Raw genomic sequence first — 17,713 nt, 5'->3', positions numbered from 1 at the left:
TTGGAGGCAAAAGAAAAAGGGATCGCGATAACGGATATTTATCCCTTGAAGGCGCAATATCGCAGCGGGGAGACGGTCACGCTTGCTGTCGAGCTTGCGAACCGCTCCGGCGCAGCGGCGAAGGGGAGCTTGCGCTGCGAAATCCGCGAGCTGGACGCCGTCGTGCAAGTGGCCGAGCGGCAAGTGGACGTCTCGGCGAACGGAACGGCGACGATACGGCTCGACGTCGGGCCGTTCGTTACCGACTTTGCCGGTTATGGGGCAGACGCCGAGTTGATGGAGGCAGCTGCCGGACCAGCGGGCGCGGATGCAGTCCCTGCGGGCGAGACATACGCCAGTCAGTCCGTTTCCCGCATGTCTACGGCGTTCGACGTCGTCTCGGATTGGCGGCGGGCGGCCCGCTACGGCTTCCTGAGCGACTTCGGTCCGGAGGAGGCCGGCGATGACGGGGATATTCGGTGGATGTCGAAGCTGCATGTCAATCTGGTGCAATTTTACGACTGGATGTATCGGCATGACGACCTTGTGAGCGGGGAGGCGGCATATACCGATCTGATGGGCAGAGTCGTAAGCCGGGGCGTGGTCGAGGAGAAAATAACGTTGTGCCATGAACATGGCATGAAAGCAATCGCCTACGGAGCGGTGTATGCGGCCAGCAAGCCGTTCGCCGAGCGGCATCCCGACTGGCGATTATACACGGGAGCGGGAGAGCCGTTCGATTTTATCGGTATCTTCAACATTATGAATATTGCGCGGGATTGCCCGTGGCATGGCCATATCGTCGGCGAATACCGCAAGGCGGTGGAGGTGCTGGACTTCGACGGCATCCATATGGATACGTACGGGTTCCCGAAGACGGGGTGGTCGAGGTTGGACGGCCGGCCGCGGCTGGAGCGGCTTGCGGAGCAGTTCCCTGCTTTGATCGAGTCGACGCGGGAGGCGCTGGCGCCGCTTAAGGACGACATCTGCCTGATCTTCAACAACGTAGGCAATTGGCCGGTGGATACCGTCGCAAGCGCGAGCCAGGATGCCATCTACGTGGAAGTGTGGAAGCCGTATGAGCGTTACCATCATCTTAGGGATATCATTGCTTGGGCGAAACACTTGAGCGGCGGCAAAAATATCATTCTCGCGGCCTACTTGAAGCCGTTCCGGGAAGTCGGGCCGCTTGGCGAGGACGGAGCCGAACACGGGTTCCGGCTGCTGAATGCGGTCGTAACCGCACATGGAGCGAGCCACTTGCTGCATGGGGAGAACGGCGGCGTGCTGACGCAAGGTTATTACGTCGACCATTCGAAGCTTCGCGGCGGTTTCCTGCGGACGGTGCGGGAGTATGCCGATTTCAGCGTGCGGTACGGGCATTTGTTGAACGCTCCCGGGCTGCGTGACGTGTCCATGACGCATGCGGATGGCGACAATCTGGAATACGCTTTCGAAGGGTTCCATTACAGTACGTATGGGGAAGCGGGCAAAACGTGGACCATTATCCGGGAAAACGAACAATTGAAGCAGATTCATTTCGTCAATCTGGCGTCCGCAACGGACGATCTCTGGAATGAAGCCAAGGAGCAGCCGACGCCAGTCGTGGGGCGAATCGTCCGGATCGAAGTGGCGGATGCGCCGGCGTCGGTCCTCCTTGCAAGCCCGGATTCGAACGGGGGACGGCCGGTCGCGATCGACTACAGGCTGGAGAAGACGGACAGAGGCAACGTTGCCGTTATGGCGCTGCCGCCTCTCCGCTGTTGGGATATGCTTGTGATTAGGAATCCCGGAATTCCTGCGGCGTGACGCCGTATCGTTCCTTAAACACCTTGATGAAATAACTGGTTTTCTGATAGCCGACCATGGCTGCGATCTCGTAGATTTTTTCCTGCGAGGAGCGCAGCATATGGGCGGCTTTTTCCATTTTCAACCGGGACAAGTAATCGCTGATCCCTTCGCCGGTCTCCAGCTTGTACACCTTGGACAAGTAAGACGGATTCAGGTACACATGCTCGGCAATCGTGCTCAAGGAGGCGCTGTCCAGATGGGAGGAGGCATATTCCTGCACCTTCTGAATGACGCCGGAGCGGGAGTCTTGGGCGCGTCCCGACACATTGAGGCGGTAGGCTCCAACGACCTCGGTCGTCCATGCTTCGAGCTGATGAATCGTATGGAAGTGGGGACCGCTGAGCAGCTGATTGAAGTCGGGTCCCATAATATCCGCCATCCACAGCTTGTTCTTGTGAATGCTGTAGCTGAGCGAGCTCACGATGGAATAATAGGTTTCCAGAATATGTTCGTGGCTCTCTCCCCACTTCTGCGCGAGCTCCGCGAAGATGGCTCCGAGCTTTTCCTCCGCGGCATTCCATTGACCTGCTTCAAGCAGGTGATGGAGGAGCGGAGGCTGATATAGCTGCGACAACGAGCTCGCCTCCGAGGATTCCTGATCCTCCCCGAGCGTGTAGAAGAAGTCGCGTTCGCCGCCGATCCGCTGGCGGAAGCTGCTCAGCAGGCTTTCGTAGGTGCCCGCTATATCCCGGGGGAACCTCGCTTCGCGGCTGGCGGCAAGCGATACAGTGCCCTTTAGATAAAGCTTCACGCAATGCTGCAAATGAGTCATTTTCTGCTCGATGGCTGGCAGATCCAGACCTTCTCCTTCGACTTTGGGAAGAATAAGGAAGACGCAATACCCGTAATCGTCCTTCATATGCCAGAGCTTGAAGCCGTCCGCGAATATTTCCTCGGCCATGTTTGCGATGGCGTATTGGAAGAGGGAGCCGTCGCTTTCCTTTTGGCCGACAAAATAATCCTCCATTCGCAGCAGCATCATGCACATGGACGATTCCGGAGCGAGGCCCAGCTCCAGCATGGCCAGCTTCTTCTTCCATTCCGCCTCGGCATGACGTTGGCCCTTGAGCAAGGCGCCAAGGAGATGGCTTCGCACGATGGGCAGATTGTCCTTGAGCGTCGCCACCGCGCTTTGATGGGAGCTGACCTCCATCCATCTGGTCTGCAGGGAGGCGATGGCGGCTTGCACCGCGTTCAACAGCTCCTCGTCCTCGACGGGCTTCAAAAGGTAATCGCTCGCCTGGCTCTTCAGGGCGCGCTGGGCGTATTCGAAGTCGTTGTAGCCGGAGAGCAGAATGCAGCGAACATGGCTCCACTGCGCCCGAATGGTCTCGATCAGGTCGAGACCGGATATGCCCGGCATTCGAATGTCCGAGATGACGATATCGATCGGCGTCTCCTTCATGATGCCGAGGGCTTCCGCCCCGGAGCCGGCCTGGAAGACAGCCCCGATGCCTATGCTATCCCAGGGAAGCATCGTCGCCAGGTCTTCCACCAGATCCGGCTGATCGTCGACTATTAGTAATTGATACATGGCTTATCGCTCCTTCGATGAGTTCAAATGGTCATTGGACGGGCCATCTCAGATAGACGGCGACTCCGCCTTCGGGTCTCGGCCGGAAGGTCAGCGTCGCGCCGTCTCCGAATTGGAACAATAGCCGCTGCCTGATATTCCAGAGCGCGCAGCCCGTGCTGTCGTCGGGCGTCTCGAGAATTTTGGCTTCCAGCCTTCGCAGCTCCTCATCGGTCATGCCAATTCCGTTGTCCTCTACGCAAATTTCGTGCCAGCCTTCCTCCGTCTTGCCGAAAATGGCGATCAGCCCGTCCCCGTCAAAGCGCTCTATGCCGTGCAGCACCGCATTTTCGACCACGGGCTGCAGCAGCAGGCGAGGCACTTCAAGTTCCAACATTGTCTCCGGAACGTCGATTAAGTAAGACATGTGCTGGATATGGAAACGCTGGATTTCCAGGTAGCTTTCCAGCAACTGCAGTTCCTCGCGCAGCGTGGCAGTCAGCTTCTCGACACGGGTCGTGTAGCGATAATATTTGGACAGATGCATGGACAGCTTCATGACGGATTCCTTCTTGTCCAGGCGGGACAGGCTGCGGATGAGCGCAAAGCAATTGTACAGAAAATGCGGATTGATCTGCGATTGCAGCTGTTTCACATTGGCTTCCCTGCGCCTAAGCTCCTCGACGTATACCTTGCCGATCAGCCGTTCCGTCTCAGCCGCCATATCGTTGAATCGCTGGAATAAATAACCGAATTCGTTTTTCGGATTTACGTTGATCCGAGTAGCGTAATTGCCGTCCTGCAGCCGCTTGACGTTGCGAATGAGCAGGCCGATCGGCCGCTGTACGTTGCGGTAAAGAAGATAGGCGGCAAGCAGGCTCATTGCCAACAGAAGAATGACGGAGCCGTAGAACAGAATTTGCGTCTTCACAATTGGCTTCATGACATCCTGGAGCGGCATGTAGTCGACAAGATACCAGCTCAACGTCCGGATCGGCGCGATGGTGACGAGATATTCGCCTCCGCCCATCTTTACGATCTCGTTGCTGGCGGCGGCGAGAGAAAGCTCCTCCTTGCGGAGAAGTTCTCCGATGCTGGCGATTATTTCGGGATCCGAGCTGCGGTTCAGAATGCTGTCGCCGTCCTTGCTCATTAGGAACGGATCGCCTTTGCCCGTCTGCTTAAACGCGTCGAGATCCTTGATAATATGCTCGTCGGGGAAGGATATCTCTACGATGATGCCAGCCTGTTCGACGTTCGAGATTTTGCTGGCGGGCTTGACGATATGCCGCACGAACCTCATTTGTTTAAAATTTTGCGTAATCATCTCTTCGTATTGCCATGTCGGCGCAAGCAGCTTTTTCACGGATTCGAGATCGTATTGCAGGTATGTGTTGGTGGAGACGAACTGTTCGTTCTCCGGAGAAAGGATGCTGTACTGGGTGTCCCAGCGCTGGGAGACGTTGAGCAGACGGAGCCGTTCCATGATGCGGAGCCGTTCGCTGTTGCGCTCATAAGCGCTCTCCAGCAGATGGATGGTCTGCAACTGCTGGATATGGATGTCTTCGCTGAGCAGGAAGCCGAGCGACGACAGCGTCGTGACGCTGCGGTCGATTTCGTTCGCCAGATAGGTGATGTCCTTCTGCTTTAGCGACTGCATTTCGTCCCGGATGACGTTCATGCTTGTCTGTGTTGAAAGCGTATACAATAATATGATCGGTATCAATAAGAGAACGATCAGGGTGATGATTTTGGCGAACGTGTTTTCTCTTAATCGCATCGCTATCCCTCTCTATGTTTTGATATCCCCCAAGAAAAGGGCATGGTTCTAAAGATTGCGGCATGTCGGCACAGGAGAGTCCGCTGATAGAATAAATCATACAGGAGAGTCAAAAAAATTCAATCCAATTTTTTGAAAGGGGGCAATTTCAATGGGTAGTGCGATAAACGAACCGCTTGAAACGACAAGGCGGGGGAAACGAAGCACGCAGCAAGAGCGCGCAAAAGAGAAGCTGAGTCGCACTTGGCCCTTGCATCTCATGCTGCTGCCGGCGGCAATCGTTACTTTGATCTTCGCATATGTGCCGATGGGCGGCCTAATTATGGCATTTCAGGATTTCAAGCCGTACGACGGGATGTTAGGCTCGAAGTTTATCGGCCTGGAGCACTTTCGCTTCATGTTCGAATATCCGGACAGCAAGCAGGTCATTTGGAACACTTTGATTATTTCCAGTCTGAAGATCGTATTCGGCCTCATCGTTCCGTTCGTATTCGCGATTTTGCTTAACGAGATCCGGAAAATGTTCTTTAAACGAGTCGTGCAAACGCTGGTGTATTTGCCGCACTTTATCTCGTGGGTTATTCTCGGCGCTATTTTGACGGATATGCTGGGGAGCAAAGGCATCGTGAACTCCATGCTGAACACGATGGGACTGAATTCGGTTTTTTGGCTGGGAAACGGGGACTGGTTCCGATTCACCGTCGTGGTCAGCGACATTTGGCAAAACTTCGGCTTTAATACGATCGTGTTCCTCGCCGCATTGGCAGGGGTGAACCCATCTCTCTACGAGGCAGCGGAGGTGGACGGCGCCAACCGCTGGAAACAGACGACTCACATTACGGTTCCCGCGATGATTCCGATCGCGGTCGTCGTAGGCACGTTATCGCTCGGCAACATCCTGAACGGCGGCTTTGACCAAATTTTTAACCTGTACAATTCGCTCGTGTACGACAAGGGCGACATCATCGACACCTTCGTCTACCGGACGGCAATTTTGAACGGGCAGTACAGCTTCGGCACGGCGGTCGGGTTGTTTAAGTCGCTGATTGGCCTGATCCTGATCGTGTTCTCTTACCGGATGGCCTACAAATACGCGGGATACCGAATTTTTTGACAAAGAGGGTGAGAGAACATGTATCATAAATCCAAAGGCTATAAAGCGTTTTCAGTTTTCAACTATCTATTGCTGGCTTTAATCTGCATCTCTTGCGTATTGCCGCTCGTGCATATTTTGGCCGTCAGCTTTAGCGCAAGCGCTCCGGCGAACTCCAATCTCGTCGGCTTGTGGCCGATCGGCTTCAATCTTGAGGCGTATACAAAGACGTTGAACAACGACAACTTCCATCACGCGCTGTTAAAAGGGCTGGAACGCACCGTGCTGGGCACGATCATCGGCATGTCGCTTATGCTGCTTGCCGCCTACGCCTTGTCCAAGGACGGCAGGGGCTTTAAGAGCCGTTCGTATTATGTGTGGTTCTTCCTGTTTACGATGCTGTTTAGCGGCGGAATCGTGCCGTCTTACATGCTGATCCGCAATCTCGATCTCATGAATACGATCTGGGCGCTCGTGCTTCCGCTTGCTATCAACGTGTTTAATATGGTGCTACTCATGAACTTCTTTCGGGCGGTGCCGAAGGAACTGGAGGAGGCGTCGCTGATCGACGGAGCGGGACACTTTCGAACGTTGTTCAGCATTTACTTGCCGATCTCGATGCCGGCAATCGCGACGATCTCGCTCTTTACGATGGTCATGCATTGGAACTCCTGGTTCGACGGATTATTGTATATTTCCGATTATCGAAAGTATCCATTGTCTACCTTCTTGCAGACGATTATCGTGCAGCAGGACTTTAATAAAATCAACCCCGATGTCAACGAACTAAAGAACATTTCGCAGCGGACGGTCAAGTCGGCGCAGATCTTTATCGGCACGCTTCCCATCTTGCTCGTATACCCGTTCCTGCAGCGTTATTTCGTCAAAGGCATCATCCTGGGCGCGGTCAAAGAATAGGCGAGAAAAGGGCATGAATAACAAAATTGTGGTCTTTAACGGCCTTGGCTGCGGCATTATGATTACATTATAACGATTTAGAAAATATCGTTATCTATAACATTATTTAACTTATAGGGGGTAGCAGGATGAAGAAGAAATGGCTTTCTACGCTGCTGGTATTGACTTGCGCGGCTTCCATCGCGGCTTGCTCGGGCAATGAAAGTGGCGGCAGCAACGGCGGTGCGGCAACGAACAAGCCGGACAACACGGGCGGCGAGGCGACGAAAGCGGCGGATGCCGGCGATAACGGCTTCGTAAACGGCAAATATTCGACTCCGATTACATTGACGACGGTATGGGGCTTGAATGAGAACGGCGCGATCTTTAAGGAAGGCGAGACGATCGAAAATAATATTTTGACGCAGACGATCAAGGAACGTCTTGGCATCGAAATCAAATACAACTGGGTTGTTACGAATACAAATGACGCCTACAAAACGAAGCTTCGTCTGATGCTCTCCTCCGGCGAGAAGATGCCGGATGTCGTGGCGTACCGCGGCGATCTGGAGACGGTCAACATGTTGATCGATTCCGGACAGTTTATGCCGGTGGGCGATCTGGTCGACCAATACGCAAACGAAACGTACAAAACAGGTCTCGAGCTTGACCCTGCTATCTGGCTCCCTATCACTCGCGATGGCAGCAAAATGGCGTTGCCGATTCTCGACTATGCCTACAACGGCGACCATGTCATGTGGGTCCGCCAGGACTGGCTCGAAAATGTAGGTTTGCAAGCGCCGACAACTATCGCCGAGCTGGAGACGGTAATGGACGCGTTCGTGAACGGCGATCCCGACAAGGACGGTCAGAAAAACACGATCGGTCTCGCTACGGGCTTCAAGAACGGCTTTAACAACTGGATGACGGACATCGGCTTCGTTTTCGGCGCCTTTGGCACCATGCCGGGCCAATGGAACCTGAACGCCGAGGGCAAGCTGGAGCACGGCTCCGTCAACCCGGCTGCCAAGGAAGCGCTCGCCAAGCTGAAGGAATGGATGGACAAAGGATATATTTCGCAGGACGCGGCGCTGTATGACGAAACGGCGGGATCCGAGCTGTTTACGAAAGGCGAAGCGGGCATTATGTTCGGACCGAACTGGCTGCCGGCATGGCCGTTCCCGGATCTGAAAACGAACGTGCCTGGCGCGACCTTCAAGGCTTATCCGGTACCTGGCGGCAACGACGGCAAGATCGGCTCCGCGGGCGGCAACCCGCCGTCCAACGGTTATCTCTTCATTAACAAAGACGCCAAACATCCGGAAGCTGTGCTTCATTACTACAACTGGTTCTTCGAAAACACGGCTAACCCGCAACCGGACAGCGAGTTCGCCAACGGCTTTAAGGAAGGCTACGATTACGCGCTGCTGCCTGACGGCACGCTGACTGCAGACATCGCGAAGTATCCGGAGCTATTCCCTGGACTAAAGGATAAGGCTGCTCCGCCGCTTTTCTACGCGCTGACTTACGAAGGCGCTCGTATTCCAAGCCTGTACGCTGACACGCATGTGAAGCTGGCAAGCGGCGCGGCGGCCGAGACGCCTTACGAGAAACAAGAGTTCAATACGCGTACCAAAGAAAATACGGACGCGATGAAAGTCGTCGTCGACCAAAAGGACATTCGCATGAAAAACTATTACATGGGTCCGCTGACCGAAACGATGCAGAGCAAAAACGAGCTGCTGAACAAGCTGCTTAACGAAACATTCAGCAAAATCATCTACGGCCAGCAGCCGCTGGATTCCTTCGACACGATGGTGGAGAACTGGAACAAGTCGGGCGGCGAGCAAATCACCAAAGAAGTCAACGAGTGGTATGACAAGGCGAAATAAATGCAAAATCTTTAATAAAAATAAGGTTTAAAAAATCGATTTTCAGCACCGAGAAGGTTGGATGAAGCTAGAAACTGAGGAGCGGAGCGTAGTGGAACTACGTGAGCACCGTAAGGTTCGGCTGAATGCAAGATTCGACGTCGAATTGACTTCTAGATATACTTCGTGATCAAAATTGTTTTTTTAAACTACCTCTGAAAAAGCAGCCGGCCAACTTTGCGTTTCTCTGTGGGAACTCCAAGGAGGCAGGCTGCTTTTCTCATGTCGATGTAAGCGTTATCGAATTAAACTCTTCTATTAATGTCAGGTTAGGAGTGTATACATTCATGCGAAAAAAATGGCTTAGTTGGTTCTTGATCCTGGCAATCGTATGCAGCCTGATTCCGGCGCCGGCTTCCGCTTCGATAGACGATTCCGGCAAGGAGGCAGCCGTTCCGAGCGAGAAGCTCTGGGGGGAAGCGTTAATGCGGGATTGGATCGCGCGAGGGCTGCTATCCGGCTATCCGGACGGCTCGCTGCGCCCGAATGAGCCCGTAACCCGGGCACAGTTCGCGAAGCTTCTAAATACTTTATTCCAATACATAGAAGGTGGCTCCGTTGCGTTCAGCGATGTGGAGAACGGGGCATGGTATGCGGCGGATGTCAGAAACGCGGCAGCTGCAGGCGTAATTTCGGGTTTCCCTGGCGGTTTATTCAAACCAGGCGATCCCATTCGAAGGCAGGATGCGGCAAAGCTTTTGGATACCGCCTTTCATCTCACTTCCTTGAAGAAGGAGACGGGCAAGGGCCTTTCGGCCTTCTCCGATGCCGCATCCGTTCACGGCTATGCGGCGAAGGCGATCGAGCGACTCGTCTCCCGCGGCTATATGAACGGCTATCCGGACGGGACGATCCGGCCGCTGCGTGCGGTAACGCGTGCCGAAGCAGTCTCTCTGCTGGCTGCGCTGGCTGGCGAAGTCATTGGGAAAGCAAGTGTTATTCGGGATGTTGTATATGAAGGCAACCTTTTGATTGGAACAAGCGGTGTTCGGATTATGGACTCCACCATAAAGGACCATGTCTACATTGCGCCGGGGGTTGGAGAAGGCGAGGCGTTTTTCGAGGGAACGTCGATTTTGGGGAATTTGTTCGTAAGCGGAGGCGGAGTAAACAGCATTTATCTGACAGATACCGATGCAGACGAGCTTGTTGTCAACAAAAAGGGCGGACCCGTGCGCATCGTAGTTGGCGAGGGATCGCAGGTTGGCACTCTCCAGGTGGAGAGCGAAGCGATCATTGAGCTTGAGAATGATGCTCGCATCGATAGCCTTGTTTTCCGGTACGGGGCGGAAGGAAGCGAACTCCGCGACAATGGCGGCTTCATCGGCGAGATCGTGAACGATGCCGGCATTGCGATTCAGGGAGGCAGCAGTACGAGACGGCCAAGTCCGACTCCGACATCCCGGCCGGTAACGGGACCAACGACCGGACCGACGGCGGGTCCGACGGCGAGTCCGACCGCTGAGCCGTCCGCTGAGCCTAGTCCAAGCCCTACGACGGAGCCGGAGAAAGCCTGGAGGCTGGTATGGAACGATGAATTCGACCGTTCCGGGGATAATTTGGACGACAACGGAATCGACTTGGACAAATGGGGATACCAGCTGGGCACCGGCGCGCAATACGGGCTGGACGGCTGGGGGAACAACGAACAGCAATATTACAGATCCGAGAACATGATCGTCGACGAAGAGACGGATATGCTGATCGTGACCGCCAAGAAGGAGACGCACCAAGGCAAGCCGTATACGTCCGGCCGGATTTATACGGAACCGACATTCTCCCAAACGTACGGCAAGTTCGAAGCCCGCATGAAGCTGCCCGCAGGCGAAGGCGTCTGGCCAGCGTTCTGGATGATGCCGAAGGACAGCGAATACGGCGTCTGGGCAGCCTCGGGCGAGCTCGACATTATGGAGGCGCGCGGACGGCTTCCGGAGGAGGTCGGCGGAACGATCCATTTCGGCCGCAATTGGCCGAACAACAAAGCGACGGGAGACGAGTACCATTTTCCCGAGGGAGAAGACATTACGGGTTTCCATACGTACGGCGTGGAGTGGGAGCCGGGAGAGATTCGCTGGTACGTGGACGGGAATTTGTATCAAACCTTAAATAATTGGGATAGCTGGGGGGCGGACCAGCCGGCGAAATACGCCTATCCGGCACCGTTCGATAAGCCCTTTTACATGATTTTGAACCTCGCGATCGGGGGCAATTACGACGGCGGGAGACTGCCGAAGGAAAGCGATCTTCCCGCTCAGATGCTCGTCGATTACGTCCGTGTGTACGAACCTGATGGCTGGGAATACCGCGAGCCCCTCGAACCGCAAATTGATGCGGAGCCATATCCCGATGCATATAAGGCGCCCATAAACGGCAATTTCGTCTACGACGGCGAGTATGGGGAGACCTTTACGAACGTTACGGAGGCCGGCCAGTCTTTGAACGAGGACTTCTGGAATTTCGTGACCGTAGGCACGTTTCTCGGCCAAGCAACGGTTTCTGTGGAAGAACTCGACGGGAAGCGGTTCGCCAAAGCCGATATCGAAGCCGGAGGAAACGCGGCCCATGCGGTACAGCTTATTCAGAACGTGACGCTGGGCAAAGGCAGATGGTATAAGCTGTCGTTCGATGCCAAGTCGAACGCAAGCCGCACGATGACCGTCAAGCTCGGCGGCGGGGAGAACCGGGGCTGGTCGGTCTACTCCGACAGTCTGGAGGCAAGGCTGAACGATTCGTTGCAAGGTTACGAAATGACGTTCCAGATGACGGCGGAGACGGATACGCTGGCGCGGCTGGAATTTAATATGGGACTCGCCACGTATCCCGTCTGGATCGGGAATGTGAAGCTGGAAGAAGTGGCTGCGGCGGATCCTTACAAGGAAAATGATCCCAAGACGCCGCTGGCGGATGGCAATCACGTATTTAACGGCAACTTCGATCTCGGACATTTGAACCGACTCACTTACTGGAAGCTTTCCACGAAAGCGGGAGCGGAAGCGGCCGTCTCGGTAGATCCGATCGAGAGGCAGCTCGAGGTAAGCATCTCCCGGGCAGGGGGCGAGGCAGGGGACATCGTGCTTGCGCAGAGAGGGATCGAGCTTATTGAAGGCAATGATTATTCCCTGTCGTTCCAAGGAAGCGCCGCAGCCAACAGAACGGTAACGGTTGCGTTAGCTTCGACGGATGGCGCTGTCTACGACGAGGAGCAAGCAGCACTTGAGCCCGGCGATTTGACGGGCCGTAGCGTATCCCTTCGCATGGATGGAGCTAACGATCGCAACGCGGTATTGCTGTTGATGTTCGGCGGAGCGGATGCCGATGTTCGGATGGATGATATTCGTCTGACCAGGCTGACGAACAATAACGTAGGAGAACCCGATCTGAATGCGCAATACCCGCTGAAGAACGGCGATTTCTCCAATGGCAAGTTATTCTGGAGCGAGCATGTGCAGGGGCGGTATGACGGTTGGGACGGAGCTACGTCGTTCTCCGTTGCGGAAGGCGCCATGAATGCTTTCGTGTCCAGCACGGGCAACAATCCTTGGGATGTCATGTTGATGCAGACCGACTTCGAGCTGGCGAAAGGGCTGACCTATGTCGTATCCGTCGACGCCCGTTCGACCGTCGCGAGGGAAACCGAGCTGGTCGTGGATTCCGGCAATACGAGGCTGCTATCGGAGCGGGTCGGCTTGACTTCGGAGTGGCAGACGTTCAGCTACGAGCTTCCTGTTACGACAGACGTGACGGCTTCCTTTAAGATGCTGCTCGGCAGGCTGGACGGCGCTGCGGCGCTGTCCGCGCATGAAGTATATGTGGACAATGTCAAGCTGGAGTTGAAAGGGGCGCGCGACGCGGCATTCCTGGCGAAGAACGGTTATTTCGACGATGGGTTGGCTGGCTGGAACAGTCATGTGCAGGGCGTCTATGACGGTCCGTCCGCGGCTGCGGTATCCGGGGAATCAGGCGCGCTTAAAGCCGATATCGGGCACGCCGGGCTGAATCCTTGGGACATCGTGGTCTCGCAGGACGCGGTGGAGCTGAAGAAGGGCAAAACGTATATCGTGAAGTTCGATGCCCGCTCGACGATGCCGCGCATCATTGAAGTTACAGCAGAGAACGCGGCTTACACGCGGTTCTTGAATCAGCCTGCGCGGCTGGAAGATTACACGCAAACCTACAGCTACGAATTTACGATGAACAGCGACGAGAACGCGAGTCTCAAATTTCTACTCGGCAAGATGGCGAATCAGGACGGGACGATCGGTCATGAGCTGTTTATCGATAACGTAAGATTCGAGTTGAAAGGCGCCATGGAGGCGACTGGCGAAAAAGCCCGCACGTCGAACGACATTACGTTGCCGAAGCCCCCAGCCGTCTCCCCGGACGCGACGGGAAATCTGATCGATGCTCCGCTGACTCTTACGTTCGCTGACTCGGCGGTCTGGCGGGAAGGCATCTATGCCGTAATCGTCAACGGCGAGGCATTGGAACTGGGCGATTATACGATCGGCGCCGGAACGATTACGCTTGCGGCGGGCGTGCTGGGACAACCGGGCATGTATGCCATTACGATCAAAGCTGTCGGCTACGAGCCTGCTTCCGTCTCGCAGGAAGTGCTGGCCGAAGAGATGTGGACGCTTGTCTGGAACGACGAATTCGACGGAACGGGCACGCAGCTTGACGACAACGGCCTTGATCTGGCGAGATGGGCCTACCAGCAAGGAACGGGCAGCGATTACGGCCTCGACAGTTGGGGCAACAACGAGCTGCAATATTACAAGAAAGACAACGTAAAGGTTGAGAATGGCAGCTTGCTACTGGAAGCGAAACCGGACACCTACGGCGGCAAGACGTATACGTCGGGAAGGTTGTGGACGTCGCCGACGTTCGGCAAGGCATACGGCAAATTCGAAGCCCGCATGAAACTCCCTGCTGGGCAGGGACTTTGGCCGGCGTTCTGGTTGATGCCGAGGGATTCCGAGTACGGCGGCTGGGCCTCCTCCGGCGAGATCGATATTATGGAAGCGAGAGGGAGGCTGCCGGAGACGGTTGACGGCACGATCCATTACGGCAAGGGCGCGCCCAACAACAAGGCGACAGGCTCGCACTACGTGTTCCCGGAAGGCGAGGATTTTACCGGTTTCCATACGTATTCCCTGGAGTGGGAGCCCGGCGAGCTGAGATGGTACGTGGACGGCAATCTGTACCAGACGATTAACGACTGGCATAGCTGGGGAACGGGGCAACCGGACAAATACGCGTTCCCGGCTCCGTTCGACAAGGAGTTCTACATCATTATGAATCTCGCGGTAGGCGGCAATTACGACGGCGGACGGCTGCCGGACCCCGGTGCTTTCCCGGCGACAATGGAAGTCGATTACGTCCGCGTATACGAATTGACGGGGCGGCCTTATTCGGAGCCGGTTGAGCCGCAGCTTGTCGCTGACGAATTCCCCGAAGGCGGCAAGGAAGCCATAGGCGGGAATTTCTTGTACGACATCGGCTTTGCGGAGGGCATTAACAGCGTGACGGATGCTGCGCCGGACATGGATCCCGTCTATTGGAACTTCCTGCACGATAATCAGTTCGGCGGCTCCGGGACGGCGAGCGTCGAGACGATAGACGGAGCGAAGTTCGCCAAGCTGGATCTGACCGCGGGCGGCAACGCGAATTACGCTTTGCAGCTCATTCAATATTTGACGCTGGTCAAAGGCAAGTCGTATAAGCTTAGCTTCGACGCGAAAGCGTCGGCGGCCCGGAATATGAGCATCAAGTTCGGCGGGGATGCCAACAGCAATTGGGCGATCTATTCCGACAACTTCGATGCGGGATTAACGGAAGTCGTGAAATCCTATGAATATCGGTTCCAGATGACTGGCGACACCAACACGGCGGCTCGCTTGGAATTCAATGTGGGGCAGAATGTTGCCGATGTCTGGATCGGCAAGGTCCGCGTCGAGGAGATCGACATGGTAAACACGCCGGACGATCCCAAGAATCCGCTGGACAACGGCAATCACGTCTACAACGGCTCCTTCGATTTGGGGACGATGGACCGCATGAAATATTGGCATGTATATGCGGGAGGCACGGCTTCGGCGGTACTGGGAGTGAAGCCCGACGAACGTTATTTGAGCGCGAGTATCGAAGCAGGCGGCGCGTCTCCTTCGGATATCGTACTGAGTCAGAAGGGCATCGAGCTGCTGCAGAGCGATACGTACCGGCTGTCGCTGGAGGGATGGGCGGACGGAGCGCGAAGCATTGAGGTGCGGCTGCGGGGCAAGGACGGCGCCGTCTTTGCCGGACCATTCAGCGTGCTGCTCGGCACGGAACGGGCAACGATTGCCGTAGCGGAGTTCGATATGCCGGCCGGCGTGTCGGACGCGGAGGCGGAGCTTGACATTGCGCTTGGCGGCTCTTCGGTTGACGTTTACCTGGACAATGTGACCCTGATTCGCACGTCGAACCGAAATGTAGATTTCGCGGGAGTTGATCTGTATCCCGTGCGCAACGGCGACTTCCATTTCGGTCTGAGCGGTTGGGAGCCGTTTGTCCAGGGCGGTGCGGCGACGTTCGAGAGCGTGGGGGGCGAGGCTCGTATTAACGTGACGAACGTCGGCTCGGCTGGTTGGAACATCATGTTGAACCAGTCGAACCTGAAGCTGGAAGGCGGACTCACCTACGTCTTGTCCTTCGAAGCATCCGCGAGCATAGCTCGCGACATCGAGGTATCGCTGGAGAATGCGGGTTATGTCAGGCGGTTCTTCTCGGGAGCGCTTGCGTTGACGGGGGAGAAACGGCGCTTCGAATTCGTCTTCAGAATGCCGATGGACGAAATTTTGGCGCTCAAAATCATGACCGGCAAGACGGCGAACAGTCCTTCGGGAGCGCATGCGATAACGATCGACAACGTGGTACTCGCTGTGCAGTACTCGCCGCTTCTGCAGCCCGCGACCGTCATGTCGGACGAATCGGATAATCGCATCGGCGAAGCCGTCGCGCTGCTTCATTCTCCATCGGTTGGTTGGGCGGAAGCGCTGACGCAGGTTGCGGTGAACGGGACGGCGCTGGACGCCGGTTTGTACGAGAAGGGCGACGGCGAGATCGTCATCGCGGCGGAAGTTTTTGCGGAAGAGGGACTCTACGATATCGTGTTGAAGTCGTCGGGATATGCGGATGTCGCGGTGCTTCAGCAGATGCTGGCCGGCGACGGCAATTTGGTCTTGAATGGCGGCATGTCGCAAGGTCTAGCGAATTGGGAGACATGGGAAGGCGAAGGAGGGGACTCTACCGTTACGGCGGATAATGGCGTCGCCAAAGCTGTTATCCATTGGCATGGGGGCATGCATCCGACTTGGAACGTGCCGGTAGGGTGGTCGACGCAGTTTATGCAATCCGGCATCAGGCTGGAAGCGGGCAAGACGTATGAGCTCAGCTTCAACGCCTGGGCGACAGCGAGCAGGCCTATTGTTACGGAACTTGGCGGCTACAACAATAACCAGTCGCTAACGTTTGCCTTGACGACTAACGCAGCCGACTTGCACAAGACGACGCTGCGTCCTTCGTCGAATGTAAATCTGTCGCTGAAATTCCTTCTTGGCAATGTCGTTAGCGGGGCGTTAACGACGCCGGACGAGGAACATACCGTCTTTATCGACAACGTTGCGATCAAAGAAGTGAAGGCTCCGCCGGTCCTTGCCGCCGACTCGGTGGACAATAAGCTGGGTCAGCCAATCACGTTGACCTTCGACGATGACGCGGAGTGGCGCTCGGCGGTAGCTCGCGTGCTTGTAAACGGCGCAGCGGCTTCGCTTGCGCAGGTGACGATGGAAGCAGGCGTCATCACGCTGGCTGCGGAGCTATTCCCTGCAATCGCGACTTATTCCATCGCGATCGAGGCGCCGGGCTATGGCGTTGCATCGGTGCAGCAAAAGATGCTGACGGCAGCGCCTAATGTGGCGCTCCCTCGCGCTGGCGGCGCAAGCGCGTCTAGCGAAAACGGCGCGGCCGGGGCCGCTTCCCGCGCGTTCGACGGCAACGCAGGCACTCGTTGGGAGTCCGTTACCGGAGCGGACCCGCAGTGGCTCGCTATCGATCTTGGCGGCGTTTATGCGCTGGACGGCATTACGCTCCAATGGGAGGGAGCTTACGCCAAGGCATATAAGCTGCAGGCATCAACCGCCGTCGTTCCGGGCGAGGGAGATTGGGTCGATCTGTTCAGCGAGGCAAACGGCAACGGAGGACTGGACGAAATCGCGCTTGGCGGAGAAGAGGCAAGGCATATCCGGATGTACGGCACCGTTCGCGGCACGCCTTGGGGATATTCGCTATGGGAGCTTGAGTTGTACGGCTCGCTTGTAAGCGAAGGGGACGGCTCGTTCTGACTTGGGAACGTGCCTACTGGAACATTCCAGATGCAGACGAAGGCTGCAGGGAGTGGTCTCAGTGCAGACAGCAACAAATAGTGAATGGAGAAAAGGGTTCTTACCACATGGTAAGGACTCTTTTTTGTTTTTCGGAAAAGTGTGCCTAGCTGTAAGAGTAGATCGATGTGACCGACTTAAACACGGACCAAAAATAAAAATGATGATTTAATGAAGATTCCACCCCTATATATTGCGTCATAATTAAATATATGATACATATTAAATAATGAAAATGAGTGCTAATAG

General features: G+C 55.6%; 7 protein-coding genes. 5 read left to right on the top strand and 2 right to left on the bottom strand.

Annotated features, from left to right (window positions below; genetic code table 11):
* Entirely contained in the window at positions 1-1,788 is a 1,788-nt protein-coding gene (locus B1748_RS04020) for a glycoside hydrolase family 66 protein (RefSeq protein WP_087566572.1), read from the top strand.
* On the opposite strand, the gene B1748_RS04015 is transcribed toward B1748_RS04020, so the two are convergent.
* A complete protein-coding gene (locus B1748_RS04015) occupies positions 1,760-3,364 on the bottom strand; it encodes a response regulator (RefSeq protein ID WP_087566571.1) in 1,605 nt (534 codons plus the stop codon). The genes B1748_RS04020 and B1748_RS04015 overlap by 29 nt on opposite strands.
* Before the next feature lie 31 nt (positions 3,365-3,395).
* Positions 3,396-5,123: a sensor histidine kinase gene (locus B1748_RS04010; protein WP_087566570.1), complete on the bottom strand. Its 1,728-nt coding sequence runs from the start codon at positions 5,121-5,123 to the stop codon at positions 3,396-3,398.
* A gap of 259 nt (positions 5,124-5,382) precedes the next feature.
* Between B1748_RS04010 and B1748_RS04005 the strand changes: the two genes are divergently transcribed.
* The 4 genes from B1748_RS04005 to B1748_RS03990 all read left to right on the top strand — a co-directional run bounded on the left by B1748_RS04005 (position 5,383) and on the right by B1748_RS03990 (position 17,425).
* Positions 5,383-6,237: an ABC transporter permease gene (locus tag B1748_RS04005; RefSeq protein WP_256975540.1), complete on the top strand. Its 855-nt coding sequence runs from the start codon at positions 5,383-5,385 to the stop codon at positions 6,235-6,237.
* An 18-nt stretch (positions 6,238-6,255) separates the two neighbouring features.
* Positions 6,256-7,134 carry a carbohydrate ABC transporter permease gene (locus B1748_RS04000; protein ID WP_087566568.1) on the top strand — a complete coding sequence of 293 codons (879 nt, stop codon included), beginning with the start codon at positions 6,256-6,258 and terminating at the stop codon, positions 7,132-7,134.
* Positions 7,135-7,262: 128 nt separating this feature from the next.
* On the top strand, positions 7,263-9,005 hold the full coding sequence (locus B1748_RS03995; RefSeq protein WP_087566567.1) for an extracellular solute-binding protein: 1,743 nt from the start codon (positions 7,263-7,265) through the stop codon (positions 9,003-9,005).
* Between the two features lie 326 nt (positions 9,006-9,331).
* Complete coding sequence (locus B1748_RS03990) at positions 9,332-17,425, top strand: carbohydrate binding domain-containing protein (protein WP_087566566.1); 8,094 nt, start codon at positions 9,332-9,334, stop codon at positions 17,423-17,425.
* Positions 17,426-17,713 lie beyond the last annotated feature (288 nt).

It is taken from the genome of Paenibacillus sp. MY03 (assembly GCF_002165585.1).
Taxonomy (GTDB): domain Bacteria; phylum Bacillota; class Bacilli; order Paenibacillales; family Paenibacillaceae; genus Pristimantibacillus; species Pristimantibacillus agaridevorans.
Note: the sequence above shows the minus strand (reverse complement) of the source record. Positions and strands in the feature narration are given on the sequence as shown.

Bases quoted from the DNA above. Each gene is read 5' to 3' on its own strand.
- B1748_RS04015 (WP_087566571.1), bottom strand. From the start codon at position 3,364: ATGTATCAATTACTAATAGTCGACGATCAGCCGGATCTGGTGGAAGAC.
- B1748_RS04010 (WP_087566570.1), bottom strand. From the start codon at position 5,123: ATGCGATTAAGAGAAAACACGTTCGCCAAAATCATCACCCTGATCGTT.
- B1748_RS04005 (WP_256975540.1), top strand. From the start codon at position 5,383: ATGCTGCTGCCGGCGGCAATCGTTACTTTGATCTTCGCATATGTGCCG.
- B1748_RS04000 (WP_087566568.1), top strand. From the start codon at position 6,256: ATGTATCATAAATCCAAAGGCTATAAAGCGTTTTCAGTTTTCAACTAT.
- B1748_RS03995 (WP_087566567.1), top strand. From the start codon at position 7,263: ATGAAGAAGAAATGGCTTTCTACGCTGCTGGTATTGACTTGCGCGGCT.
- B1748_RS03990 (WP_087566566.1), top strand. From the start codon at position 9,332: ATGCGAAAAAAATGGCTTAGTTGGTTCTTGATCCTGGCAATCGTATGC.